This window comes from Streptomyces sp. NBC_01591 (assembly GCF_035918155.1).
GTDB lineage: Bacteria > Actinomycetota > Actinomycetes > Streptomycetales > Streptomycetaceae > Streptomyces.
In genome coordinates, this window is sequence record NZ_CP109327.1 from 7089171 (window position 1) to 7114646 (window position 25476).

Annotated in this window: 20 protein-coding genes; 19 read left to right on the plus strand and 1 reads right to left on the minus strand. The window is 70.4% G+C overall.

Annotated elements, in window-relative coordinates; translation table 11 throughout:
- Positions 1-68: 68 nt before the first annotated feature.
- Genes OG978_RS32720 through OG978_RS32735 form a run of 4 tightly spaced genes read left to right on the plus strand, consistent with a single transcriptional unit; the run spans position 69 to position 5602 of the window.
- Positions 69-1772, plus strand: coding sequence for a hypothetical protein (locus OG978_RS32720; RefSeq protein ID WP_326768663.1), 1704 nt, complete (start codon positions 69-71; stop codon positions 1770-1772).
- Entirely contained in the window at positions 1769-2005 is a 237-nt protein-coding gene (locus OG978_RS32725; RefSeq protein WP_326768664.1) for a hypothetical protein, read from the plus strand. Before OG978_RS32720 ends, OG978_RS32725 begins: the two co-directional genes overlap by 4 nt.
- Complete coding sequence (locus tag OG978_RS32730; protein ID WP_326768665.1) at positions 1998-5432, plus strand: phage minor head protein; 3435 nt, start codon at positions 1998-2000, stop codon at positions 5430-5432. Before OG978_RS32725 ends, OG978_RS32730 begins: the two co-directional genes overlap by 8 nt.
- On the plus strand, positions 5432-5602 hold the full coding sequence (locus OG978_RS32735; RefSeq protein WP_326768666.1) for a hypothetical protein: 171 nt from the start codon (positions 5432-5434) through the stop codon (positions 5600-5602). The genes OG978_RS32730 and OG978_RS32735 overlap by 1 nt, the downstream gene beginning before the upstream one ends.
- Before the next feature lie 52 nt (positions 5603-5654).
- Here OG978_RS32735 and OG978_RS32740 read toward each other — a convergent pair whose 3' ends face one another.
- Positions 5655-5858, minus strand: a complete 204-nt coding sequence (locus OG978_RS32740) for a hypothetical protein (protein WP_326768667.1) — start codon at positions 5856-5858, stop codon at positions 5655-5657.
- Positions 5859-6035: 177 nt separating this feature from the next.
- Here OG978_RS32740 and OG978_RS32745 point away from each other — a divergent pair, with 177 nt between their 5' ends.
- The 15 genes from OG978_RS32745 to OG978_RS32815 all read left to right on the plus strand — a co-directional run bounded on the left by OG978_RS32745 (position 6036) and on the right by OG978_RS32815 (position 25472).
- Complete coding sequence (locus tag OG978_RS32745; protein ID WP_326768668.1) at positions 6036-7673, plus strand: major capsid protein; 1638 nt, start codon at positions 6036-6038, stop codon at positions 7671-7673.
- Between the two features lie 82 nt (positions 7674-7755).
- Positions 7756-8604, plus strand: coding sequence for a cupin (locus OG978_RS32750; RefSeq protein ID WP_326768669.1), 849 nt, complete (start codon positions 7756-7758; stop codon positions 8602-8604).
- Complete coding sequence (locus tag OG978_RS32755) at positions 8601-9134, plus strand: hypothetical protein (protein WP_326768670.1); 534 nt, start codon at positions 8601-8603, stop codon at positions 9132-9134. The genes OG978_RS32750 and OG978_RS32755 overlap by 4 nt, the downstream gene beginning before the upstream one ends.
- A gap of 3 nt (positions 9135-9137) precedes the next feature.
- Positions 9138-14120, plus strand: a complete 4983-nt coding sequence (locus OG978_RS32760; RefSeq protein ID WP_326768671.1) for a hypothetical protein — start codon at positions 9138-9140, stop codon at positions 14118-14120.
- 55 nt (positions 14121-14175) lie between these two features.
- The gene (locus OG978_RS32765) at positions 14176-15192 is read left to right on the plus strand and encodes a glycosyltransferase family 4 protein (protein ID WP_326768672.1); all 1017 of its coding nucleotides are present in this window, start codon (positions 14176-14178) and stop codon (positions 15190-15192) included.
- An 80-nt stretch (positions 15193-15272) separates the two neighbouring features.
- Positions 15273-15974: a hypothetical protein gene (locus tag OG978_RS32770; RefSeq protein ID WP_326768673.1), complete on the plus strand. Its 702-nt coding sequence runs from the start codon at positions 15273-15275 to the stop codon at positions 15972-15974.
- Positions 15974-16687: a hypothetical protein gene (locus tag OG978_RS32775; RefSeq protein WP_326768674.1), complete on the plus strand. Its 714-nt coding sequence runs from the start codon at positions 15974-15976 to the stop codon at positions 16685-16687. The genes OG978_RS32770 and OG978_RS32775 overlap by 1 nt, the downstream gene beginning before the upstream one ends.
- Entirely contained in the window at positions 16687-17508 is an 822-nt protein-coding gene (locus OG978_RS32780) for a hypothetical protein (RefSeq protein WP_326768675.1), read from the plus strand. The genes OG978_RS32775 and OG978_RS32780 overlap by 1 nt, the downstream gene beginning before the upstream one ends.
- A complete protein-coding gene (locus OG978_RS32785; RefSeq protein WP_326768676.1) occupies positions 17499-18083 on the plus strand; it encodes a hypothetical protein in 585 nt (194 codons plus the stop codon). The genes OG978_RS32780 and OG978_RS32785 overlap by 10 nt, the downstream gene beginning before the upstream one ends.
- Positions 18084-18092: 9 nt before the next feature.
- Positions 18093-18470, plus strand: coding sequence for a hypothetical protein (locus tag OG978_RS32790; RefSeq protein ID WP_326768677.1), 378 nt, complete (start codon positions 18093-18095; stop codon positions 18468-18470).
- Positions 18471-18491: 21 nt separating this feature from the next.
- Positions 18492-19136, plus strand: coding sequence for a hypothetical protein (locus OG978_RS32795; RefSeq protein WP_326768678.1), 645 nt, complete (start codon positions 18492-18494; stop codon positions 19134-19136).
- 5 nt (positions 19137-19141) lie between these two features.
- Entirely contained in the window at positions 19142-19345 is a 204-nt protein-coding gene (locus OG978_RS32800) for a hypothetical protein (protein ID WP_326768679.1), read from the plus strand.
- Between the two features lie 110 nt (positions 19346-19455).
- Positions 19456-23016 (plus strand): hypothetical protein, encoded by a 3561-nt coding sequence (locus OG978_RS32805; RefSeq protein ID WP_326768680.1) that lies wholly within the window; start codon positions 19456-19458, stop codon positions 23014-23016.
- Between the two features lies 1 nt (position 23017).
- Entirely contained in the window at positions 23018-24451 is a 1434-nt protein-coding gene (locus OG978_RS32810; protein ID WP_326768681.1) for a hypothetical protein, read from the plus strand.
- Positions 24452-24461: 10 nt separating this feature from the next.
- On the plus strand, positions 24462-25472 hold the full coding sequence (locus OG978_RS32815; protein ID WP_326768682.1) for a hypothetical protein: 1011 nt from the start codon (positions 24462-24464) through the stop codon (positions 25470-25472).
- Positions 25473-25476 lie beyond the last annotated feature (4 nt).

Sequence of the window (25476 nt, forward strand, 5' to 3'; positions counted from 1 at the left end):
TGGTCCTGGGGCAAGTGGCTGGGCAATCGACCGCCCCGCACGAGCACCCGCGACCGGAAGAGTGACCGGTGACCCGCGAACTCGTCGGCGCAGCAGCCCGATACACCACCCGCACCGCGAAGACGGCCGCGCAAACCCCCGCCCGCGGCCGGCAGGTGGCGGCATGGGGCTTCTATCGCACCCCCGAAGTGCGGTCGTACGCGAACTGGATCGCCAACGCCATGTCGGGCGCGCGCTTGTACGCCGGGCGACGCCGGCCGGACGGCACCATCGAACGGGCACCCGATGACCACCCGGCCGCGCGCCTGGTCGCGAGCATCGCAGGCGGCCCGGACGGGCAAGCGCAGCTCCTACGTGAGCACGGCCGGCACCTCGCCGTCGCCGGAGAGGGCTGGACCGTCATCCGGCCCCGCGAATCAGTCGGCGCCGACTGGCATGTCGTGTCCGTGCTGGAAATGGCCTCCAAGGGCAGAGGCGCCCTGGAGGCCCAGATCGACGGCGAGACCGTCAAGATTCCCGCCCACGACCCTGACGCGGCACCGGACCCCATGGCTCCGGCCGCGATCCGGGTGTGGGATCCCAGCCCAGAGCACCATCTCGAAGCCGACTCGCCGGTCCTCGCCTCCCTGGAACAGCTCGAAGAACTTCGCCTGCTGAGCGCAGCAGTCCGGGCCATCACCCGCTCCCGCCTCACCGGCCGCGGCGTCATCCTCGTCCCGCAAGGCACCCGCTTCCCGTCCACACCGGGTACGTCGGATGCCGAGGACGACCTCATCGACGTCTTCATGACAGTCGCCCAGACCGCAATCCAGGACCCCGAAAGCGCCGCGGCCACCGTCCCGATCATCCTCGAAGTCCCTGCCGAGACGATCAACGGCATTACCCACCTGACGCTTGAGAGCAACTTCGACGAGCTCGCCATCAAGCTGCGCCAGGAGAACATCACCCGGTTCGCAACAGCCGCAGACATCCCCGCGGAATTCCTCCTCGGGATGGGCGACATCAACCACTGGGGCGCCTGGGAGCTGACCAGCGAGGCAATCCGGCTCGGTATCGAACCCCGCCTCCGCGTCGTCACCCACGCCTACACAAACCACTGGCTGCAACCACTCCTCGAAGACGAGGACCTGCCCGACGCGCACGAGTGGCTCGTCCTGGCCGACACCTCACCCCTCCGCGTCCGCACCAACCGCTCCGAGACCGCCCTCAAGGTCTACGAACTCGGCGCGATCAGCGCCAAAGCCCTGCGCCGCGAGACCGGATTCGACGAAGCCGACGCACCGACCGCCGCCGAACAGCGCGAGCAGGAGCGCCGCAACCAAGACCACAAAACCGAGGGGGAGCCGCTACCCGTGGACGAGACCACCACCGAACCCGACACCCTGCCCGCCTCCGCCGCCACAACCACCACCGACGGCATGCTCGCCGCCGCAGCCGACGGCCTGATCTGGGCAGCCCTGTCCGCCGCCGGCCGGAAACTGGAACGCACCCCGGCCTGCCCCCGCTCGCAGCGCGCGCAGACCCGCGAGATCGAACCAGCCCAGATTCACACGCTGGTTGCGGTCGACGCCGACGAGGTCGATCAGTGGAAGCTCCTCGACGGGGCATGGTCACGCGTGCCGGAAATCGCCACCCGGTACGGCCGCGACTCCGAATGCCTGACCGCGGCCCTCGACGAGTACGCCCGCGAACTCATTGCCGCTGGCATCCCCCACACCTACGAACAGACCGCTGGCGTGCTGCACGCCCCGTGCCTGGCCGCCGCGGCATGACCCGCCCCGACCAGGCCCGCCACGCCCCGGCCATCCAGCCACCGCCCGCCCTGCCTGTACCTCTCGCCGCGGGCGACGTCCACGCCGACTGGTGCCCGGTCTGCAAGGCCTACACCCGCATCACCGGCACGACGCTGCTCCTCACCAAGGGCGGCGTGTCCACCGTCGGGACCTGGCAGTGGTGCGAGGTCTGTGATGATCCGGCCGACCAAGGAGGCCCCGCTCGTGGATGACGCCCTGCAGGACGCTTTGGACGCAGCGGAGGAGGCCGTCGCCGCGGAGGTGGGCGACGTCCTCGCCGAGGTGGCCGACGAGTTCGCCGCCTCCCTGGACGCCGCGACGGAGATTGTCGCCGCTCGGTTCTCCGTCGCTGGTATCGCCCGTATGTGGGGCGCCCGGGTACCGCGCCTGGTGCGCCGCCTCCTCGGCGTCGCGGAGACCGCAGCCAACCAGGCCGCGACCGACGCGGACGCCACCCTGCCCGCCGGGTGGGACGACCTGCCCGGCCGGTACGACGAGGACCGCGAACTGCCCCCGACCCTCGGGGACTACGTGACCACCACCGAACACCTCCTGCGCGCCGTCGGGGACCGCCTCGCCGCCGTGGCCGTCGACGAGCTCGCCGCCGGGGTAGACGCAGGGGACACCATCGACCAACTCCGCACCCGACTCCGCAACGCCTTCGCCCGCGAAGGCGCGCAGCTCGGGCCAGGCCGTGAGGAACGCATCGCCCGTACCGAAGCCGCCCGCGCCTGGAACACCGCCACCCTGGCAGCCGCGCAGGCCCTCACCGGCCCGAACCGGCCCCTGGTCAAGCAATGGCTCAGCCGCCGGGATCCGGACGTGCGTGATTCCCACGCCGAGGTCAACGGACAACTGCGCCTCATCGACGAACCGTTCACCGTCGCCGGGGTACCCATGTCCGCCCCCGGCGACCCCATCGCACCCCCGGAACTCGTCTGTAACTGCCGCTGCGCCCTCGCACTTGCCCGCGCAGACCAGGTAGCCGCCTACGAATCTCAGACGCCCGCCGAGAACCAGCTTACGAATCCACGGAAGGAACCGAGCGTGCCCGACCACGTGACAGCCGCGGCCGACGGCAGCCACCGACAGGGCGCCATGATCGCCCTGATGCCCACCCCCAAAGACGCGGAGCGCCTGGCCGTCGAGGGCGGGGAGCCCGCCGAGGAGCTGCACCTCACGCTCTACTTCCTCGGCGACAACGGCCAGGACTGGACGGAGGACCAGCGCAACGAGCTGATCGGCAACATCCAGGCACGCGCTGCCGACATGAAGCCCATCACCGCCCGCGCGTTCGGCGCCGCCCACTGGAACGCCGGCAGCGACTCCCCGTCCTGGGTGTGGTCCATCGGGGACAACCAGAACCCGGTCATTTCCCTCAACCATCCCCACTGGCACGCCACCCACGCCGTGGGGCAGGCCCGCGACCTGCCGGACATCCCCGCCCAGCACTCTCCGTGGGCGCCCCATGTCTGTGCTGCCTACAGCGACGACCCGGCCCTCCTGGCCGCCTTGGAAGAGCGGCTGGGCCCGGTCACTTTCGACCGGCTGCGTATCGCGTTCGCCGGCGACTACACGGACATCCCCCTCGGCCCCCCGGAGGCCCCTATGGAACCCGAAGAGACCACCGCCGACGGCATGCCCACCCGGGCCTGGTCCACCCCCGACGACACCGCCCTTGCCTTCGAGAACGAGGAGACCGGCGATGGCCGGATCTTCGCGGCTGGTTCCTTGTACTGGGACACTGCACCGGCCGCGCTCCAGTACGCGGACGAGATGCTCATGGGCCACGAAGGCGCGGAGCTCGCCGGGGCCATCGACTCCTTCGCCCGGGACGGCGACCGCATCACCGGCAAGGGCGTGCTCTACACCAGCCGCCCCGCCGGAGCCGATGCCGCGATGCTCCTGGAGGAAGGCGCCCCCCTGGGGGTGTCCGTGGACCTGGACGCCGTCGACGTGGAGTTCGTGGACCGCACAAGCCCCGAGGAGGGGAGCAGCGAGGGGTACGCGCTGGCCGCGTCCCTGGCCTCCGCCAGCGTCATGCGCCTCGACGACGGGGCATGGTTGATCACCGCCAGCACCGGAGCGGAGTGGACCGCGTCCGGTGCGACCCTGTCCCGGGCGCAGCACGCCGTGCAGCTCATCACCGGCCCGGACGGCGCCGTGTCCGCTGCTGCGCTCCGGCAGGCGTTCACCGCCACCGGGGTCCTGAAGGCCGCGGCCGGTGACCCGGACGACCCGGAGAACGGTGTCGTCGTCCACTCCGAGCGCACCGGGGACTTCCTGATCAGGATCACCCGGGCGCGGCTGCGCGGCGCGACCCTTGTTGCGATGCCCGCGTACGACCGGGCCCGGATCGTGCTGGACCCGGTCGAGGAGCAGGCCAGCGCCCATCCCGTCCCCACCACTGCGGCCGCCGACCTCGCGCAGCTCCTGGCCGCCGCCCCGGGCGACGTGCACTGGAAGGTCGTGGCCTACGTCTCCGCGTCCCCGATCGCGGTCGGCCCCCGGCAGGTGGCCAACGCCCTGGGCATCACGATGGAGTCAGCGCGCGGCCACCTATCCCGAGCCGCGACGGCCGGGCGCCTCGTACGCCTCGCCCGCGGCCTGTACGTCGGGGCCTCGACCATCCCCGAAGGGGCTGAGGCCACGGCTGCCGCCGTTTCAACGGACAGCGAGGACCCGGCGCTTCAAGACCTGGTGGCGTCCGCCTGGACCGCAATGCAGGACACCGACCCGATGCCGGCCGCGTGGTTCCAGGAGCCGACCGCCGAGGAGCTGCCCCCCGGCTCCGGCGGCGTCCACTACTCCGACGGCCGGGTGTACGGGTGGGTGGCCCAGGCCGGCGAACCGCACGCCGGGATGCCCGGACGCAACCTCACCATCGACTCGTTGGGCGACATCGACACCACGCACTTCCTGCGCGCGAAGTTCAAGCTGGACGACGGCAGCCTCATCCGGGCCGGAGCCATGACGATGAACGTCGGCCACCACCGCGACGGCGCCGAATGCGAGACGGCGTCCTGCCAGTTCGACGACACTCGCACCGTCGCCGGGATCGTCACCGTCGGCATGAACGAGCGGGGCATGTGGTTCTCCGGCGCGGCGGGGCCCTGGCTCAGCGAGTGGGACCGGAACACCTTCGCGGCATGCCAGCCCAGCTACCACATGAAGCAGGCAGCGGGCGGGAAGTGGCAGTTGCGCGCGGTACTTTCCGTGCCCGTCCCCGGCCACTCCAGCCCGCTGCTTGCTTCAGTCGCGGAGCGCTCAAACCTCGCGCTCGCCGCCTCCGCCGCCACCAGCCCGGACACCCTGTCCAGACAGGGAACGGACACGGCGGACACCCCGTCCGGCACCCTGCCCGGACAGCGCCCGTCCGCCGCCACTGACCTGCCCGGACCCCGCCCGGACACCCCGTCCGGACACGCCCCGGACACCTCCGGGGACGTCGTTGAGGCGGTGGCCGCGCTGCTCACCAGCCCCGACTTCCTCGACCGCTTCGCCGGCGCCCTGGAGACCAGGGAAGCCGAACGCACCGCAGCCCGGGAAGAGGTCGAGCGGCTCACCGCAGCCCTGGCCCCGGCCCGCCAAGAGATCGCCGCCAGCATGGCCGGCACCGTGATGAGGGGAGAGGCCTGATGGCTTGCTCATGCCAGAAGAACCGCAAGCAGTACGAGGTCGTCGCGGCCGGAGGGAAGGTGGTGTTCACCACGGGCTCGAAGCCCACAGCCGACTCCGTGGCCAAGCGCTACCCGGGCAGCGAGGTCCGGGAGAAGGCCAAGGCCGGGGCAACGACTGTCGCGAAGTGAAGACCTCCGGGGCTGCACGTCACGGTGTGCAGCCCCGGAGTGCCTTCAGGTGCTATGCCTTGCTGTCCTTCCTCAGCGGGCCGGGCAGGGGCGGCATGCCGGGCGGCTCCAGGAGATCCAGGAGCTGCTCCAGGAGCCACTCCCGGGGCTTCTCCGCGAGAGCCTCACGTAGACGCTGCCTCCGCAGGCCGCTCATCTCGTCCGCTACCTGGCGCTCCACCTGCCGCTGAATGTCTCGAATCGTCGTGTCGCTCATGCAGGGACCGTAGAGGCAACGGCGGCAGCCCTCGACCAGTTCGCGTGAATCCGGCGGCCTTGCGAGGCGCCGGACCTTGACACCAGCCCGTCGACCACAACGCGGGCTAAGATTCACAGCACTGACGACCGCTGGTTCTGGGCCGGGTCCTCCAAGGCACTCATTGGAGACCCACCCATGGACCCGTTCGAGCTTCCCGACGACATCACCACCCTCTCCGACGATGAGCTGTCCACGCTCCTGGAGGGGGCCGTCGAGGCCTTCGACACCCGCAGCACCAGCAGCGTCGTCACCCCGAAGGACCTGGAGCAGATCCGGGCCCTCGCTGCCGGTGTTGAGAACATCCGTACCGAGCAGGCCGCCCGCCACGAGGCCGCCACCCAGGCCGCGGCCGAGATCGACGCCCTCGCGGCACAGGTCCGCGGAGGCGACCCGGAGCCGGAGCCCGCCGCCGACACCGTCGAGTCCGCCGAGCAGTCCGAGCCCGTGGCCGCCGAACCGGAGCCGGAGCCGGAGCCCCAGACTGCGACTGCCTCCCTCGTCTCCCGTCCCGCCCTCAACCTGTCCGGTGTTCGCCGCCGCCAGCCCAACGTGCTCCCGCCGCCGCCGGCCCCGACGACCGTCATCACGGCGGCCGTTGACGTCCCCGGTTACACCCCGGGCGCGGCCCTGGACTTCGACGACATCACCAAGGGCATCACCTCCCGCGCGACCGCCCTCAAAACCGCCGGCGGTGGTGTCGGGCAGGTGATCAGCTACCGGCACCCGTACGAGCAGAGCCTGATCGTCACGGACTCGTCGTCGGCGCCGGAGGGGACCACGGTCACGCTCGCCGCGTCGAACCAGCGGCGCCTCCCGCAGCAGGAACTGACCGCGTCCGGCGGGTGGTGCGCTCCCTCCTATACGGTCTACGACCTGACGGGCGTGGCGTGCCCGGACATGCTGTGGGACGCCCCGGAGATCCAGTTGTCCCGCGGCGGTCTGCGCTACTACAAGCCGCTGTCCCTGGACGTCGCCGCGCTCACGTGGGTGCACACCGAGGCCGACGACATCGCGGGTGCCGAAAAGCCCTGCTACAAGATCCCGTGCCCGGACCCGACCGAAGTCCGGTGCCGCGCGATCGGCGTGTGCCTGGAGTCCGGCATCCTGACGCAGCGCCACTTCCCGGAGCTCGTTTCCTGGTACCTGCGCAACGCCATGGTCGCGCACGAGATTCGCCTCAGGCAGGAGTTGTTCCAGGACGCCCTGAACACGGCGACCCAGGTGACGATGCCGGTGTCGTTCGGTGCGCTGTCCGCCGTGTACGCCGCGGTGGCGCTCCAGGCCGCCGACGTCATCGAGCGCCACAGCCTGTGTGAGTCCACCGCCCTTGAGGTGGTGTTCCCCTGGTGGTCCAGGAATTTGTTCCTGGCGGACCTGGCCCGCCGTAACGGCGTCTCCCCGAGCGAGGTGACCGAGGCCCAGGTCCAGGGCCTGTTCACCCCGCTCGGTGTCCGCGTGCAGTGGGCGCGCGGCCTGGCCCCGGCCGTCCCGACCGACATCGGCGGGAAGACCCCGGCCACCGGATGGCCCGACGCCGTCAAGTTCCTCATGTACCCGGCCGGTTCGCTCCAGATCGGCCGCGGCGAAGAGGTCAACCTCGGCGCCATCCACGACAGTTCAAAGTTCAAGTTCAACGATTACACAGCCCTGTTCACGGAAGAGTGCAGCACGCTCGTCGACCGGTCCGTCGACACGAGGCTCGTCACCGTCCCGACATGCCCGGACGGGTCCACCGGCGCCCAGCTCGAAATGGTCTGCGCCTCCGGCAGCTGACACCCCCCAAACGTGGCTGGTCCCAGGGTCGAGGGCACCCCCGGGGCCAGCCACCCCCTCACCACGTACACGGAGGTGGGCGATGCCGCCCGCAGGTCTGAGCAAGGCCGTCCAGGCCATCGGCGGGTCGCCGCTTCCCCATGGCATCCTCGGCGGCTGCGCCACAGTGCAGGACGTCGAAGACCCGCACGAACTCATGGGAGTCGAGTGGCTGGCTCTCGGCTGCTGCCCGGTACTCGACTGGCAGGACCCGTGCCTCACGGATGAGTCCCCCGGCGACGAGAGCCCCGGAGCCCCCCAGGAGAAAGAGTTTTGCCGCCCCCAGACGGAGCACGCCGCCCCGTTCACTGTGTACGCCGGTTCCGAATGCTCCGCACTCGGCTGGTCGTACAAGGAGGCGCGGGCCCAGGCCGAAGCATCCCTTGAGCTGGGGGAACAGGCCGCGATCGAGGCCGGGTTCATGCGGCTGAAGCTCACACGGGACGCCGTCGACCTGACCCCGCCCGAGGGCCCGCTGTCGATCGCCCAGGGCGTCGCCGTCCTGGAAGGATGCCTCGCCGAGTCATACGGCGGCATCGGCACCCTCCACGTTCCCGCCGGCGCTGCCGCACTCCTGGGCTGCTGCAACCTCGTACGGGAAGACCCGGCGACCGGCACCCTGCGCACGCTCGCCGGGAACTGCGTGGTCATCGGGGCCGGGTACAGCTCGATGAACGCCGGCCCGGGTGGGATTCCTGCGGATCCGGGCACGGCGTGGCTGTACATCACCGGCCCGCTCGTCATCCGCCGCGGCCCGGTCGACGTGATCCCGGACCGGCCCGGCCCGTCGGTGAACATCCGCAACAACGACAGGCAAGTTCTCGCCGAGAGAACGGTAGTTGTCGCCACTACTTGTACCGTCTGCGCGGTTCAGATCCGAGTCTGCGAATGAACGACGTGATCCGCATCCAGCCCACCCGCGGGCGCCGCATCGACTTCGCGCGGTGGGCAGTCGTCCAGCGGCCGAAGGTCGACACCGTCGGCGTCCACGAGTTCGGCGTACCCGCGAGGCTGTTCGCCGGTATGCCGGAGAGCATCCTCATCGGCTCGATCGTCGACGGCCACCGGTACGTCTCTCCCGAGGAGGACGCCACCCTGGGTCGCCCGGGACCGGGCGCCAGTGGCCCGGCGGTCCCGACCGTTGCGACCGTGGTGGGGGAGAGCGGGCCGGAGACCATCATCCCGCTCACCCGCCCCGACCGCTCCCGCCAGCTCGCCAAGATTTCGGGCCTTGAGCAGCTGCTCGGCACGGCCGTACCCGAGCCCTCCAGCGGCGCAGCCACCCCGGATAGCGACCGAAGTGACTCAACTTCCAATAAGGCAGACGGCGGGGGCGAGAACTCCTGCGACGTCTGCCAGCGCACATTCACCACCCCCCGCGGCCGGGACGCTCACCGCCGCCAGGTCCACCCGGAGGCGTGAGCCATGCCCGTTGAGCCCGTACCCTGCACCGTGCCCGAGCCCGAGCCGCCGACACCGTCGTGCTGTGCCCCTGGGGTCGCCTCGACGGGCCTGTGCCTCGCGAACGGCACCCCTATTGCTGTCCTGGCCGTCACCGCCTGCGCCGACTGCGGCACCGCGGCTGCTGCGCCGGAGATGACTGGCTGGCTCAACCTCCTGACCGGCGCCTACACGGCCGGTCCGCCCCCGGCCGGCACCGAGGCATGTGCCGGGCAGCCCCAGCAGTTCGAGGTCGGGCAGTGGTGCGACCTGGACGCCGAGGGCGAGGTCATCGCCCCCGTCCTGGTCGAGTACGAGTACGACGACAACGGGCAGCTCATCGGCGTCCGGACCCTCACCCCGGGCGGCGACCCGTACACGGTGACCGGCACCCTGGGTATCTGCCCCGGCCCGGTCGATGACGTCGAGTACGTGATCCTCTGCGACACCGGCACCGACGGCACCGTGACCGAGTTTCTGCGGCAGCTCACGCCGAGCGGGGACGGCACCAGTACGACGCGGGACACCCTGCTGGACGGCACCACGGCGTACACCCCAGTCGGCCGTGTCGGTACGTGTGCGGGCTCGCTCGTTCCCTGCGGAACCGGTACCGGTGGCACGCCGGGGGTTTCCGGCCCGATCACCAGCGGCGCCGAGACACTGTCCTCCGTCGCCCTCGCTCGGCCGATCAAGCCGGCGACCGAGCACGAGGTGCCCGGCATGGGCGCACTCATCACCGGCGGCTCCTGGCACATGCCCGCCACCAAGTGCGGTGTGAGCACGTCCGGCGAGGACCACGGCCTGGGCGCCCTCAAGCTGCCGGCTGTGCCGCGCCCGATCTGTGACGCGGGCACCGTGAAGGTCACCATCCGGCTCAACTACGCCCAGGAGGGCCCCGACGCCGGGCAGGCATCCACGGGCGCCCTGTTCCTGATGTACCACCAGCCGGACGGCAGTGCCGTGCAGGCCGGCGCCCACCCGTTCCCGCAGAACACCCCCGCCGGCTCGACCGGAACCCGGGAGGTCATTGCGACGATCCCCGCGGACCGTCTGGCCGCCGGCGAGGTGTACGCCGTCGTCAGCGCCGAGACCTGGCAGAAGTCGTTCAACGTCCCCCCGAAGTGCAAGGCGTGGACGTTCTCCGAGTGGTCGGCCGAGTTCGCCTATGACGTGACCGGCTGCCCGGAGCTTCCGCCTCCGCCGCTCGCCCAGCTCGTCAAGGTCTGCCCGACAGACCCGATCCCGGTCACAGTGGAGCCCGGGAAGGACACCGAGGTCGCCGTTCTCTGCAACACCGACCAGGACGGCACGGTCACCGAGTTCCTCCGCGCCTACCAGGTCGACTCGGAGAGCGGACAGGTCGGCGTCGTTGCGGACACGCTCCTCGACGGCATCACCCCGTACGAGCCGCTCGGCGAGGTCGGCGTCTGCCAGCCGGAGCCGTGCGCCTCCACCGTGCAGGTCCTCAAGCTGTGCGACCTGAACCCCGACGTCACGCCGAACGAGGACGGGAAGCGCTGTGCCGTGCCGTTCTTGCGTCATCTCGTTGACGACTGCACCGGCGCCCTGGTCGAGACCCGCGACACCGCCATGGACGGCACCACGCCCTATGAGCCGGTGAAGGTCGTCGACTGCGGCAGCGGCGGCGTCCCCGCGCTGTCCGAGCTCCTGTGGCCGCAGACCGGCATTGCCGAGGATCCCGCCGGGGTGGCGCGGCAGGACTTCATCTACACCGTCACCAACCCGCAGACCGACGAGGTCGCCCACGTCAAACTGCACGCGAGCAGCGCCGCACCAGGCGGGTGCGGCACGTACGACCCGGCGAACCCGGTCTTCAACAATCCGACGGTGTACACGCTCGTCCTGGACGACGTCGCCCAGCAGATGAGCACGTTCCGCCTGGACTTGCTCGATTTCGATGTGTTCGAGGGCATCACCAACCTGAGCCCGATCCCGTCCCGCGTCGAGGGTGACGTCACCTGGACCGGGTCGACGATCAAGGCGAACCAGAGCAACATCATGGCCTACGTCTACTTCGATAGCCCGCCCGCGCAGATCGCGTACCGGTACGGCAACACGGGCGGCGGCTCCGCCTGCTCCGCGGTGCGCTTCCAGGGCATGAAGCTTGTCCCGGACGGCTGCTGCGGCTGCTCGGCGAACGGCGGCGGGCAGGAGCCGTGCCGTGACTCGTCCTCGACCCTGCTGTGCGACACCGTCGCGCAAGAGGCCGTCACGGTCTTTGATCCCGTCAACCGGCCCGGGGCGGATGGGTGGGAGATCGTCTCCTACACCGGCTACGGGCCCGGCTACGAGCCCGAGGCGGCGATCCCGTACCCGGTGCCCCACCCGGCCGGGAACCCCGCGTACATGGGCGTACGGTCCGACCTGAGCATCGGTCCTGGGCCCAGCTACGCCAGCTACGACACTGCCCCGGTCCGCTGGGTGATGCGCAAGACGTTCGATGCTCCGGAGGACGGGGTCGCGGTCGTCAGCTCGACCACCTTCCGTGGCGACGGCGGCGCCAGGGTCCGTATCAACGGCCAGGACGCCGGGATGTACGGGCAGTGGAACATGCCCGCGACCAGCGGCACCGCACAGATCCCGGTCACGGCCGGGCCTAACGTCGTAGAGATCGAAGTCCGCGACGGGGCTGGCGAGAACTGGATCCAGGGCCGCCTGGACATCGTGATGACCCGCACCGTGCAGTTCATGCGGCGCACGGTCGTGGACTGCGAGACCGGCGCCACGGTCAGCGTCGTCGACACCACTCTCGACGGCGCCCCGTACACAGTCGTCGGCGAGGTCGGGCAGTGCGAGCCCGTTGCCGAGTGCTGCGAGCAGCCCCCGCCGGAGCAGCGCGTCGACGTCGAGACCGAACTGCTGTGTATCCGCGACGAGGCCAGCGGCGACGTCCTCGGCCAGGTCGTGGTCGAGCGGGTCTATGACGACCAGACCGGCGACCGCCTGGAGCAGCGCCTCACCGACCCGACCACGGGCGACACGGTGGAGCTGCCGGCCGGGGCCGTCCTGGCACGCTGCCCGTCCCCGGACCGCATCACCCGGCAGATCTGCGTGGTCGAGACCGGGGTGAGCGAGTTTCTGACCAACGCCGGTAACGCGACGTCGGGGCAGGATGCTGACTGGCAGTGGGCGCCGGACCTCTCCGGTACCTGGTACCCCATGTACGAGGTCGCCCCCAACGCGCTGTGGACCGTCACCGACCCAGCACCGAATCCGGCGCACTGGGTGTCCCCGCACGCGGACAAGGGCGTCTGCTCCCCGAACCCGGCCGCGGCACCGCATGTGACCGCGACCTGGTACACCCGCGCCTCGTGGAACCTGCCGACGGATGTCGACCCGGAGACGATTCGGATCGCCGCGACGGTCCTGAACGCGGACAACGACGTCGTGCAATGGCGCCTCAACGATGGTGGCTGGCAGCCGGTTGGCGGCGGCCAGTTCACCCCGCCGGCCTGGGGCTTCCCGCCGACCGCCGTTCCCGGTGGCCGGGCTGGGCAGAACGAAGTCATCGTCCAGGTCCTGGAGACACAGCCGCCGTCCTCGGTGCCGTGCCCGAACGGCAACCAGGCCGGGATGATGCTCCACGTCGTGGCGACGTACGACCACGAGCCGCGCGTGTGGACGCAGGTCATCGAGGACGGCGGACGGGTCTACTACCTCGACGAGACCGGTACCCGGCAGGACACCATCCCGGACGGGCAGCGCATCGTCCCCTGCGGCGGGGGTGACGGCGGGTGCTGCCCGACGGAGGAGTGCCGCGACACCAGCACCGTTCTGCTGTGCGACCTGGCCCCGGACTGCCAGGCCGGCATCGAGCCGACCGCGACGGACGAGCCGCACCCGGCCGCGTTCAACAACTGGGCGCCCGGGTTGCCGGCGTCAGGGTGGTGCCTCCTCGACACCACCGGCCAGGGTGCCCCGGTATGGGCCGGTGGGTCCGCCGTCATCGGCCCTGACTCCGCCTGCCCGGCCAGCAGCACGGGTGACACTCACCGGGTGATCGGTGTCCACCTTGCCGCAGGGTCGCCCACCCTCACGGGCACCGTCAGCGTCACGGTGTCGCTGAGGGCCACGAACAACGGGCCCAACGCCGGTTGGCAGGGCGACGGCCGGTTTGCCCTGTGGGACGCGACGGCCGCCTCCCGGCTCACGCACGTCGACGTCCCACAGAGCGCGCCCGTCGGTTCCTCGCACACGCTGACGCTCACCGCCGACGTCCCGGCGGCAGCACTCGCGACCGGTGACATCGTCGCAATCCTGGACCTGGAGACCTACCACGGCGCCGGGCCCAAGGCCTGGCTCGTCGACGAGTTCAAGTGGTCGGCCGAAGTCCCCCCGGTCGAGTGCGAGAGCCAGTTCCTTCGGACAATCGTCAAGGACTGCGCGACCGGGGCCACCGTGTCGGTGGTTGACACGACGCTGGACGGCGAGCCGTACGAGGTGACGGGCGACGTCGGCGAGTGCACCTCTTCCGCGGGCTCGTGCCCGGTCCATGTGATCGAGCAGTGCCGGTGCGATGACGCCGACGGTGACGGGGTCGGTGAGGTCGACTACGTCGAGCTGGTAGGCGTCGACACGTGCACTGGCGACCTCACGGTCATTGGCACGTACACCGAGGACATGTCGGCCCCGTACACCCCGGTCTCTCCGGTCGAGTGCGAGCCGGGAGGCGCACCGACGGCATCCGGTGTGCAGGCCCACCGCGTCGACCTCGACCCTGGGGAGACGTGGGACGCGACGGCGTGGCCGACGCTCCAGTCCGTTACGGCCGTTGCCCGGGGTACGGGCACGGTGACGACGGCGGACGGTACATCGGCCCTCGTCGCCTCAGAGTCCGTCACCTGGTCCGTTGCCCGTGACTCCGACGCGCGGCTGACCGGGCCGCTCACCGTCGCCGCGACCACGGGCACCGTCGCCGTGTCCTGGACGACGGGGGTGACCCTCTGATGGCCGGCACCTGGGGCACCGTCCACACCCACGCCATCGAGCCCGGAGGTAGCTGATGCGGTCGCGGGGGATGCGCGTCCTGGTGATCCTGCCGGTCTACGGGCGGGCCCTTCCGACGGGCGCATTCGTCACCAGCCGTGAGTACGTTCACGGCCTGGTGGCGGCCGGGCATGCGGTGGACGTCGTGACGACGATCAAGGAGCCCAGTGACGTCCGTGTCGAGGCTGGGGTGCGGGTGTGGCCGCTGCGGTATTGGCGGCGCGCCGTCCAGGCTTCACGGCCGGAGCTGCTGATCTCGCACCACGGCGACCGGAAAGCGCCCCGGATCGTGGCGCAGTCGGGGCGGGTGCCGCACCTGCTGATGGTGCACGGGATGGCTGAGGACCGTGACCTCGGGCGCCCGTCCCTGGCCTGGTTCCCGTCGCAGGCGTGCCGCGACGACTACCCCACCTACCGGGGGCGGACCCTTGTCCTTCCGCCCCCGATCGACCCGGGCCGGTACCAGGTCACGCCCGGCAGCATGGTCACCCTGAGCGGCTCCACCACCGCGAAGGGCGCCGACGTCCTGGCCGCAGTGGCCGAGCGCATGCCTGACACCTCGTTCCTCCTGGTGCGTGCCGCCGGTCACGAGCCTGGCCCGCAGCCGCGGAACGTCACCCTCGTTGACCGCACCGATCCCCGTGACATCTACGCCCGGACCCGCGTCCTGCTGGTGCCGTCCACCACGGAGTCGTACGGCAGGGCCGGAGTCGAGGCGATGCTTTCCGGCATCCCGGTACTCGCGGCCCCACTGCCCGGCATGCGTGAAGCGCTCGGAGACGCGGCCACGTACATCCCCCGCGAGGACACCGCCCGCTGGGTGGCCGAGCTCCGCCGGCTCACCGACCCGGCGGTCTACGCCGCGGCGTCGGCCCGGTGCCGCGCCCACGCCGAAGGCCTCGACTACGCAGAGAACCTGAAGGCGTTCGAGGCGGCGTGCCGGAGTCTTCGCCCCCGGCGTACCCGACCGCCGGGTCTGGCCGTACGCCCGCCTGCAGCGCCCAGGAGCCGGCGGCGGGCAACGCCCGCGTGACGGGAGACCCTGGCGGATAGACTCGTTGTGATGCCGCTGGTTTTGGGCCGGGCCACCAACTGTTCGTTGGAGGCCAAACCGTGCCAGCACCCCTCATCTCGAACGCGGCCACGGTCCGCGTAACCCGCGTCGACGGCTGCGGCCGACCCGTCTGCGGTGACGATTCCTCGTACGTAACCGAGTGTTTCGCGAGCGTCCAGCTGGCCGCGAACGTGGAGGACGGCGAGGACATCACGTTCAAGGCGGCCAATGGGCGCCAGTGTGGTTTCAAAAAGGGGTGCCCGACCCTGAATGGGTACGACCTCACGTTCACGTTCTTCCAGGCAAGTCCGGAGCTGATCGAGCTCATGACCGGCTCCCCGGTCTACTTCGGCTACGACGGAAAGCCCATCGGCTTCGACTCCTGCTCGATCCCCTGCAAGTCCGGCTTCGCCATGGAGGTATGGACCGACGTGCTCGGTGAGGACGTCTGCGAGGACGAGGCCGCAGAGGGGGCCTGGCTGCTCTTCACGTTGCCGTGGGTCACCAACGGCATCATCGGCGACCTGGAACTCGCGGGCGAGGCCGTGAACTTGGAGCTCACCGGCTCGACCCGGGCAGGCGGGAAGTGGGGCACAGGCCCGTACGACGTCCAGGCCCAGGACGCCGCCGGAACCCCCGGCCCGATGCTCACCCCGATCGGGTCGTCCTGCCACCGCCGGACCTTCATCACGTCCATCGAGCCGCCCGAGCCGTCCTCGACGTACATCCCGGTGATGGGCGACTTCTGCAAGGCCTCCTGATGGAGCACGACATCGTCGTGCCGGTGCGGGAAGGGGCCGCCAACCGGGAGCTGCGGTACGCGCTGCGCTCCTGGTGCGCGAACCTCCCGCACCGGCAGGTGTGGATCATCGGGTACCGGCCGCCGTGGGCGACCGGCGTGCAGCACATCCCGACCCGGCAGACCGGCGGCACGAAGTACCGGAACACCACCCAGGCGGTCCGGGCCGCGATCGAACACCCGGACATCAGCGAGACGTTCATCCTGTGCAATGACGACTTCTTCGTCATGGCCCCGCAGCAGGGGGAGCTGCCGGTGTACCACCGGGGCCCAGTGGCGGACGTCGAGGCGTACTACGCCACGCGCGGGAACGGGGCCTACCTGCGGGGCCTGCGTGAGACCCGAGACCTCCTGGTGGGCCTCGGGCACCCGGACCCGTTGTCGTACGAGCTCCATGTCCCGCTCCCTGTGGACAAGGCGGGCATGCGCGAGGCCCTGGACGCGGGCCGGCACCTGGACGTGCTGCACAAGCGGTCCGCGTACGGCGTGCTGGCGGGCATCGGCGGCGAGTACATGGCCGACGTGAAGGTTCTGACCCGGGCGCCGCGCACCTTCGACAAGACCTTGCCGTACTTGTCGACGATGCCGGACTCCTTCGCGCACGGGGCGGTCGGGCAGCACATCCGCCGTGCCTTCCCGCAGGCGTGCCGGTACGAGGGCCGGGTGAGGCGCTGATGCCGCTCCAGGTAGGACCGTGCGACCCCTGGCCCGTAGATCTGTGCTGCCAACTGCCGGAGGACCTGGACCAGGCGGTCATCGACCGGTGGACGCGGGTAGCGTCCCAGACCCTGTGGCGCCTGTCCGGGATGCGGTGGGGCCCCTGCCCGGTCACCGTCCGCCCATGCCGGCGCGCCTGCGCCGACTCCTCCCCGATCTCCTTCCAGGCCGGGGCAGGAACCGGCCCGTGGGTGCCGTACATCGGCGAGGACGGGCAATGGCGCAACGCCTCCGTGTGCGGCTGTCCCTCGTCGGACTGCTCTTGCGGAGAGCTGTGCGAGGTGTACCTCCCGGGGCCGGTGTACGACGTCGTCGAGGTCAACGAGGGCGGCCAGATCCTCGTCCCGGGCATCGAGTACCGGGTCGACGCCCCGGGCAAACTCGTGCGCCTGGGCGGTCAGTGCTGGATGAGCTGCCAGGACATGGCCGCGCCGGAAGGGGCGCCCAACACCCTGACGGTGACGTACCGGTGGGGGCTCCCGCTCGACGACGCGGCGATCGCGGCCGTGTCGGAACTGACCTGCCAACTCATCCTGGCCTGCCTGCCTCCGGGGACCCGTGGATGCGGGGAATGCCGCCTCCCCGGCAATGTCACTCGGGTGGTACGCCGAGGCGTGGAGATCGAGATGGCCGACCCGACGCTGATCTTCACCGAGGGCCGCACCGGCCTCCCGCTCACAGACCTTTGGATTCGCACAGTTAACCCGGGCGGTCTGACCTCGCCTTCCCGGGTCTACTCACCCGATTTCCGTAGACCGAGGATCACGACGTGGCCCTGAACCTTCTTGCCATCCATGACCTCGCGGAGACCGTGTTGGGCTGCGTGTGCGCGGCCCTGGAAGACACAGCCGCGACGGTCAAGGACCAGCCCGGATGCCCGTGCAGGGCCTGTGTCGTGCCTGGCCCGCCGGCATGGGACGGGTGCAACGACCCGTGCAGCGCAGACGGTGCCGGGGGGCAGCTCACCGTCCACGTGGCGCGGACGTTCGCCACGGGCTCGTTCCCGGCCGGTGACCGGGTCGTGGTAGGCGGCCGGAACTGCGTGCCGCCGGCCGCGACGGCGGTGGAGCTGGTGGTCACGCTGCTGCGCTGCGCCCCGATGATGGACGAGCGTGGGTGCCCGCCCTCCTGCGAGGAGTTGGCGGTCGCGGCCCGGACCGTTCACGTGGACGCGGCCACGATCTACAACGCGCTGCTGTGCTGCCTGCCGACGACCGGGACCAGGCGCCGGGGCCCGGTGTTCGTGCTCGGTGACCAGCGGGTGCTGGAGATGGCGGGCGGGTGCATGGGTGTGGAGCAGCGGGTCACCGTGGCCCTTCCGAACTGCGGCTGCCCGACGGAGGAGTCAGCATGAGGAGGCCTGATGAGCGTTGAGGTGACGATCGATCCCGGCAAGATCGCGAGAGTCCTGCGGCTGCGCAACGGCGTCGTTGCGCGGCGTCTGGCCGAACGCACCGCGCGGACGGCCCGGATCGCTGCCCGCGAGGCGCCCGGCAGCATGGGCGACTACATCACTTGGAAGGTGGACAACGGACCCCGCGGCCTCCAGGGCGTCATCGTCTGCGATCACCCGGCGACCCGCTACGTCCTGGACGGCACCCGGCCGCACATCATCCGCCCCCGCAGGGCGCAGGCGCTGCGCTTCCAGGTGGGCGGCAGGGTGGTGTTCGCCGCGTACGCGAGGCATCCGGGCACCAGGCCGAACAACTTCCTGGCCAGGGCACTACGCGAAGGCGCATGAATCAGTCGACGCTCCTCGCCGGTGGGGCTGTTCACGGCACCCGGCCCTAATGGGCCGATACCCTCTTCATCCACGCCGCTGGTTTTGGGCCGGGCGTTCCGCGCGGGAAGAGAAGGGCCACCCGTGGCTAAGAAGCAATTCGCGCTGAACACAGAGCCCCATGAGGCGGTAGTCGGTGAGCACACCCTGCTGTTCAAGCCGGAGGTTCTGGGCGATGAGTTCCTCGACGACTACGAGCGCTTCCAGGAGACGGTCCGGCGGCTGAGGGCCGATGCGGCGGGCGATGCGGACGAGATCGATGCTGCGGCGGCCCGGCAGTCCACTGCCGCGACGCGCGTGTTCCTGGCGGGCCTGATGCTTCCGGAGTCGGCGAGCGAGTTCGTCCGCTGGGATGTCGTCGCCGGCGGGAAGACGATCAGTTCGCACCAGGACCCTGACGAGGCGCAGGAGGCCGCCGCGAAGAAGAAGGGCGCGACGGTCAAGGATGCAGGTCTCCGGTTCCCGGACCGGATCTTGGTGGAGCTGATGGAGTGGGTTGCCGAGCTGTACGGGGGAGGCCGCCCTCCTACGTCGTCCGCCGGCTCTGCGCCAGCATCGCGGCCTCCTGGGAAGCGTGGGAGGGGAACCTCGCCCTCCAGGGCATCGACATCCACGCGTGGCCGCTGAGGGTCATGCTGTCCGCCGCTGAGGCGGCGTTGGAGCAGGGGGCTGCTGACGAGGCAGAGCGGCAGCGGATCAGGGCCGAGCTGTACAGACCGCCGAAGGGGGAGCAGGGCAGCCAGGCGCGGCAGGCACAGGGGATGAGTCTTGGGGCCGCGCAGGCGCTGATGGCTCAGCTGGCTGCGGAGGACGCCAGGCTCACCGGCGGCAAGTAGGGGCCGGGCGGCCTGCAGAGCCCTGGGCGGTGCGGTGCGCGCGGATATGCTGGGCGCGCACCGCTGTTGGTTTTGGGCCAGGCGAATCTACGCAGACGCGAGGTTCCGCCATGGCCGACGACGAGGACTACGGCACAGGGCGCATCCGGATCGTCCTGGACGACACGGACGCCGTCGGAGAAGCCCGCGACCTCGGCATCCGGATCCAGCGAGCCCTGAACCGGGCGACCCGTGGCCTGGGTGCCGAGATCCGCCGCAATATCCAGCGAGGCCTGAACGCGGCGGCGGTCACGGTTCGTGTCGAGCCGGACCTCCGCGGCTTCAACCGCGCACTACAGGCCGAGATCCGGTCCCGCCTGGACGGGGTCCGAATCCCGATCACCCCGGACCTCCGCCGGTTCGACCGGACGCTGGTACGCGAGCTCCAGCACCTGGACGGCATCAGCATCCCGATCATTCCGGATCTCCGCAGATTTGATCGGGGGCTGGTAGGCGGGCTCCGGGAGCTTGAGGGCATTCGAATCCCGATCATCCCGGACCTGCGCCGCTTCGAACGGCTACTGCGTGCGGGGCTAAGGGACTTCGAAGGGGTCCGGGTTCCTGTCATCCCGGACATGCGGCGCTTCAACACGCTGGTGCGCCGCCATACCGCCCCGGACGTGAACGTCCGGGCGAACCCTGACGTCGACTCCTTCAAGAAGGCGCTCGCGAAGGTTGCCGCGGTCGCGGGAACCGTTGGCTCGATCGTGGCTAAGGCGCTGAAGTTCGGCGCGATCGGGACGGCCGCCGCTGCGGCGAGTTCCGGTGTGCTGTCGCTGGCCGCGTCTCTCGCGTCCATCGGCGGGATCGCCGCTGCTGCTCCGGCAGCGATCGGCGGCGTGGTCATCGCCACCACGGCGCTGAAGTTGGCCCTCAACGGGGTCGGCGACGCGTTCGGTGCGGCACTGACCGGGGACTCCAAGAAGTTCGAGAAGGCGCTTGAGGAGCTTTCCCCCGTCGCTCAGAAGGTTGCCCGCGAGTTGCGGGCGCTGCGGCCGGCGTTCGACGGGTTGAAGAACTCGGTCCAAGATGCGTTCTTCAAGCCTCTGGTGGGGCAGGTCACCGGCCTGGCCAAGGTGCTGGGCGGGCCCCTCAAGGGGGCCCTGTCTTCGATCTCTGGACAGTTCGGGACGGCGGCCGGGCAGGTCGCGAAGTTCCTGCGGTCGGCTGACGGCGTCGCGGCGGTCAAGCAGACGCTGACCGGCACGACCGCCGCAACGAAGGGCCTGGCCGCAGCGATCAGCCCCGTCGCGCAGGGATTCGCCAGGCTGGCCGGCGAGATCTCGGCCGCCTTCGGGGCCAAGCTCGGCTCCACGATCGAGGGCATCGGCAAGAAGGTCGGCGCCTTCCTCAGTAACGCGGCGACCAGCGGGCAGGCACTCACCTGGGTCAGCGACGCCGTCGGGGTCCTCAAGACCCTCGGGGGCACCCTCCGAAACGTCGGCAGCATCCTTCACTCGGTCCTCGGCGCGGCGGCCCAGACTGGCGGCGGACTCCTCAACACGCTCCGCGACTTGACCGGGCAGGCCGCAAGCTTCCTGAAGACGGCGTCGGGCAGCTCCGCGCTCCAGGGGCTGCTGTCCGGGCTCGCCGGCGTCGGGGCGCAGATCGGCCCCATTTTCACTGCGCTGGTCACGCAGGTAGGGGGCCTCGTCCCGGCCCTCCTGCCGGTGATCAGCTCCCTCGGCAAAGCCGTCGCGACGCTGCTGGAAGGGCTGGACCTGCGCGCCGTCGCCGAGGGGCTCGCCCCTGTCGCTGACGGGCTGCTGGAGGCGATCCGCCTCATCGCTCCCCAGCTGAAGCCGGTAGCTGAAGCGCTCGGCGGCCTCCTGGCTGCCGTTTCACCCCTTCTGCCCGTAGTTGGCCGCCTCGTCGCCCTGGTCGGCAAAGAACTGGCCTTCACCGTGAAGGCGCTGACGCCGGTGGTGAAGTTCCTGGTCGAGGTGCTGACCGCAGCCCTGAATCCGATCATCGACCTCGCCGAGGGCGGCTTCCGTATCCTCTCGGGCGCGGTCAAGGCGGCGTGGTCCGTGCTCGGCCCCTTCGTGACCTTGGTCGGCGGCGCGCTGGTGGCCGCGATGCAGAAGCTCAGCAAGAGCGGCATCATCACCGGCTTCTTCGACAAGCTGACCGCCGCGCTCCGCACTCTGAAGCCGTTCTTCGATGCGGTCGCCCCGGCCGCGACCCGCCTCGCCCAGGACCTGAAGCGGCTCGGGCAAGACGTCCTCGCGCAGCTGCTGCCCGCCCTGGGCAGGCTGAAGCAGGAGATTGCCCCGGCGCTCGCCCCGCTGAAGGAGCTGGGCGGGGACGTCATGCGGCACGTCGCGAAGGGGGCCGCCATCGCAGGTCAGGCCTTTGCTCGGCTGCTGATCAGCGTCGGTCCGCTGGCCCGCGAGCTGCTGAAGACCATGAAGCCGGTCGCCCAGCTCGCGCTCGCGTTCTTCAAAATGCACGTCCTGGACGGCCTGCCACAGAAGATGGAGCTGCTCGTCGCCGCGCTGCGGAGCCTGGGCGGCGCGGTGCTGGACGTGATCGGTGACGTCCTGACGTTCGTCGGCCGCGTCATTGGTGCGTTCCAGTGGCTGTATGACGTCCTGGTCGGGCACAGCATCATCCCGGACCTGATCAACGCCATCATCAGCTGGTTTGCTCAACTGCCCGGCCAGGTCCTCGGGATCGTCTCCGGATTCGTATCCGGCGCAGTCAGCTTCTTCGCCCAGCTACCGGCTCAGATCGGGGCATCCCTGTCTCAGCTCGGTGTCGCGCTCCAGACATCGATCACGGCAGGTCTGACGTCCGTCACCGTCACCCTCCAGACGTGGGCGGCCGGAGCCGTGGCGTGGTTTGCGTCGTTGCCTTCACGGATTTGGGCGGCCATGTCTTCCCTCGGTGGTCTGCTGGCCGGCCTGTTCTCCTCGGCGCTGAGTTCCGCCAGTGCAGCCGCGAGCTCCGGACTCGCCCTGCTCACGGGGATGTTCGGGGGGCTTCCCGCTCGGATCTGGACAGCCCTCTCCTCGCTGCCGGGGCGGCTGTCGGCGCTCTTCAGATCGGCCGGTACGGCGGCGCTGGGCGCCGCCCGGACGGGCGGGTCCGCCGTCGTCGCGCTCTTCACCTCGTTGCCGGGGCGGATTTCCGGGGCCTTGGGGTCGCTCGGCTCGCGGCTCGCTGGTGTCTTCCGGTCCGCGCTCGGCTCCGCGCGCAGCGCCGCGAGTTCGCTGATCTCCAGCATCGTCGGGATGTTCTCCGGCCTCGGCGCAAAGATCGTCGCGTCGATCGGCGACATCGGCGGCCAGATCATGGGCAAGATCAAGGGCGGCCTGCCGTCAAGCGTCCGCTCCTTGCTGCACTTTGCCAACGGTGGAATCGTCACCGGGCCCACTCCCGCACTGATCGGTGAGGCGGGGCCCGAGGTTGTCATCCCGCTCACCCGGCCAGCGCGTGCCCGGCAACTCGCGGAGCAGTCCGGCCTCGCGGACTTCCTCGCCGCGACCAGCGCCCAGCAGACGCAAGGGAGTACCGCTCGCCCCGGCGCGACCATCACGAATCATTGGACGATCCACGAGGCGGGGGATGCCCACATGACAGCCCGGCGCGTACTCAACCGGATGACGCTCGCCGCAGGGGTGATGTGAGGTGTACACCGACTACATGGCCTTGGGCGGCATCGAGCTCTTCAACTCGGCGCGCCTGCAGGCGTACCTCGCATCGGTCGGGTCACCGCTCGACAGCGCCGGATCCTGCGGGTGCCCCAGCTTTGACGCCGAGCATGTTGGTGATGAGCCGTACACGACGCCGTGGGAGGACGAGGCCCCGTGGTGGGATCCGGACGTTCCCGAGTCCGCTGATTTCGCCGGCCTGCTCGTACTGTCCGTGGACGGGATGGACGATCACCCGGTCACGAGGTCGGTCACCGGGTCCGTCACCGGGGGTGCCGCGATCGGTAAGCCGCGCGTCCAGCCGCGGACCATCACCGTGACCGGGGTCCTTCTCGGGGCTACGTGCTGCGGGGTCGATTACGGGCTGCGGTGGCTGTCGCAGGCCTTGGCCGGGTGCACGGACGGGTGCGGCGGGGACTGCTTGACCGTGTACAACTGCTGCCCGACGTCGGACGAAGACCCCGACGATTTCACGGCACGCCACCGCCGGACGCTGCGCCGCGTCGCCCTCACCGACGGGCCGCGAGTCATCGGCCGTGCCGGCGACGGCTGCACCGGCTCCGGGGCGTGCCAGACCGGGGCCGACCTCCTCACGGTTGAACTGGTTCTGACCGCCGGGACGCCGTGGCTGTGGGCGGACCCGGTCCCAGTCATCATCGCCCCGGTCCCCGGGGACGACGGGGAGTGCGTCACCTGGTGCATCCACCGCGGCCCGGAAGGGCCGCCCCCGCCCGTCTGTATCGAGACCGGCGACACCCAGTGCGGTCCGAGGACGGTGACGGTGCAGCTCACGGACGCCCCGGGGTGTGAGGTGGAGTGGCCGGAGGTCGAGCCGGTCCCGGACCCGTGCGATGCGACGTGCCGTCTCGCCGCGTGCCCGGACCCCGAATCCCTGTGCGCCGACTCGACGTGCCGCACTCCCACGCCGCCGCAACTCCCGCCGCCCACCACGTGCTTCAGACACGCCTTGGCGGTCAACACGGAGACGTACGAGATCGATCTCAGCTCCTGGCCGCGCTGGTTCGGAGCGGTGCCGGTGATCGAGGTCAGCGCCGGGAGTAGCGACCTGCGGCGCGTCACCGTGACCTTGTACGAACGCACCCTGGAACACGAGGGGCTGAGCTGCGGTGAGCTCGTGGAGCTGGAGCGCTGCAACCCCCACAGCACCTACGAGATCGGGTTCGTGGCGGCCGGCGGGACGATGACGCTGGATGGGCAGGTCGGCCGGGCGAGCGTTGAATGCTTCGGCCGGTGCGAGTCCACGACGGACGCGTACGGGCGCGACGGCGGCCCCCTCGCCTTCCCCTTGTTGACCTGCGATCGGTACTGCCTGGAAATCGCGGCCGATGCCATTTTCCCGCCGGCCCCGGACGCATCGGTGACGGTGTCGCTGTCCGGCCGAGAGTACTGAGGAGGAGCCCATGGCTGGTTGCGCGTCACACACAGCGCAGATCACCGACCGCGACGGCTCGATAGTCGCGGGGACCGACATCCTGCTGTCCGTGGAGTGGTCCCGAGTCCTGGATGACATCTCGGAAGCGCAGGTCGTCGTCGCGCCGGATGCGGAGTGCTGCGCTGCGCTGTCCCGTGTCCGGACCTGGCGGCACAAGCTGGCGATCTACAGGGGCACCGTGCCGGTGTGGGAGGGCCCGATCAGCAGCAGCGTGGAGTGGACCGTCGACGGCGCGGTGATCAGCGCCGTCGACATCCTCGGCTGGCTGGATCGCCGGTCCCCGCACACCACCCAGGAGTTCGTGGACCACGAGCTGGCCGAGGTCGCACAGTGGCTGGTCGACGACGGCTTCGCACCGCACGACCCTGGGCACGCGGTGACGATCGTGGCTCCGTCCCGTATCCGTGGCCGCCGCTCCTACCAGGCCGACGTCGGCCAGACCGGGGACCACCTTCGCGACCTGGCCGCCACTGGCATCGACTTCACCGCGTTGGGGTCGCGGATTCTGATCCTGCCCGAGGACCACTCCGCGCGCCTCGCGTCGCTGAGCGATGCGGACTTCGCCGACGAGCTGGTGGTCGTCGAGGACGGGCTGGCACTCGCGACCCGGTGGGTGGTCCACGGCAAGGACGGGGTGAAGGGCGTTGCGGGTGGCGTCCATCCGTACTACGGGCTGATCGAGCGGGTCGTGGAGGAGACCTCGATCCTGGACGACGCCTCGGCGGAGGCCGCGGCCCGGAGCCGGCTCGCCGCGTCGTGCCCGGCCCCGGTGTTCCTCGACTCCCAGGAGGCGACGCTGTCCCCGGATGCGGGCCTGGACGTGCCCGCCCTGGTGCCGGGGTGGTGCGTGGATGTGACGACGACGCAGACCTGCCGGACGATCTCCCAGGCCCTGAAGATTGCCACGGTCAAGGTCAAGGAAGACTCCGACTCGGAGACCATCTCGCTCCAGCTCACGCCGGCCGGGGTGGGTGGCTGATGGC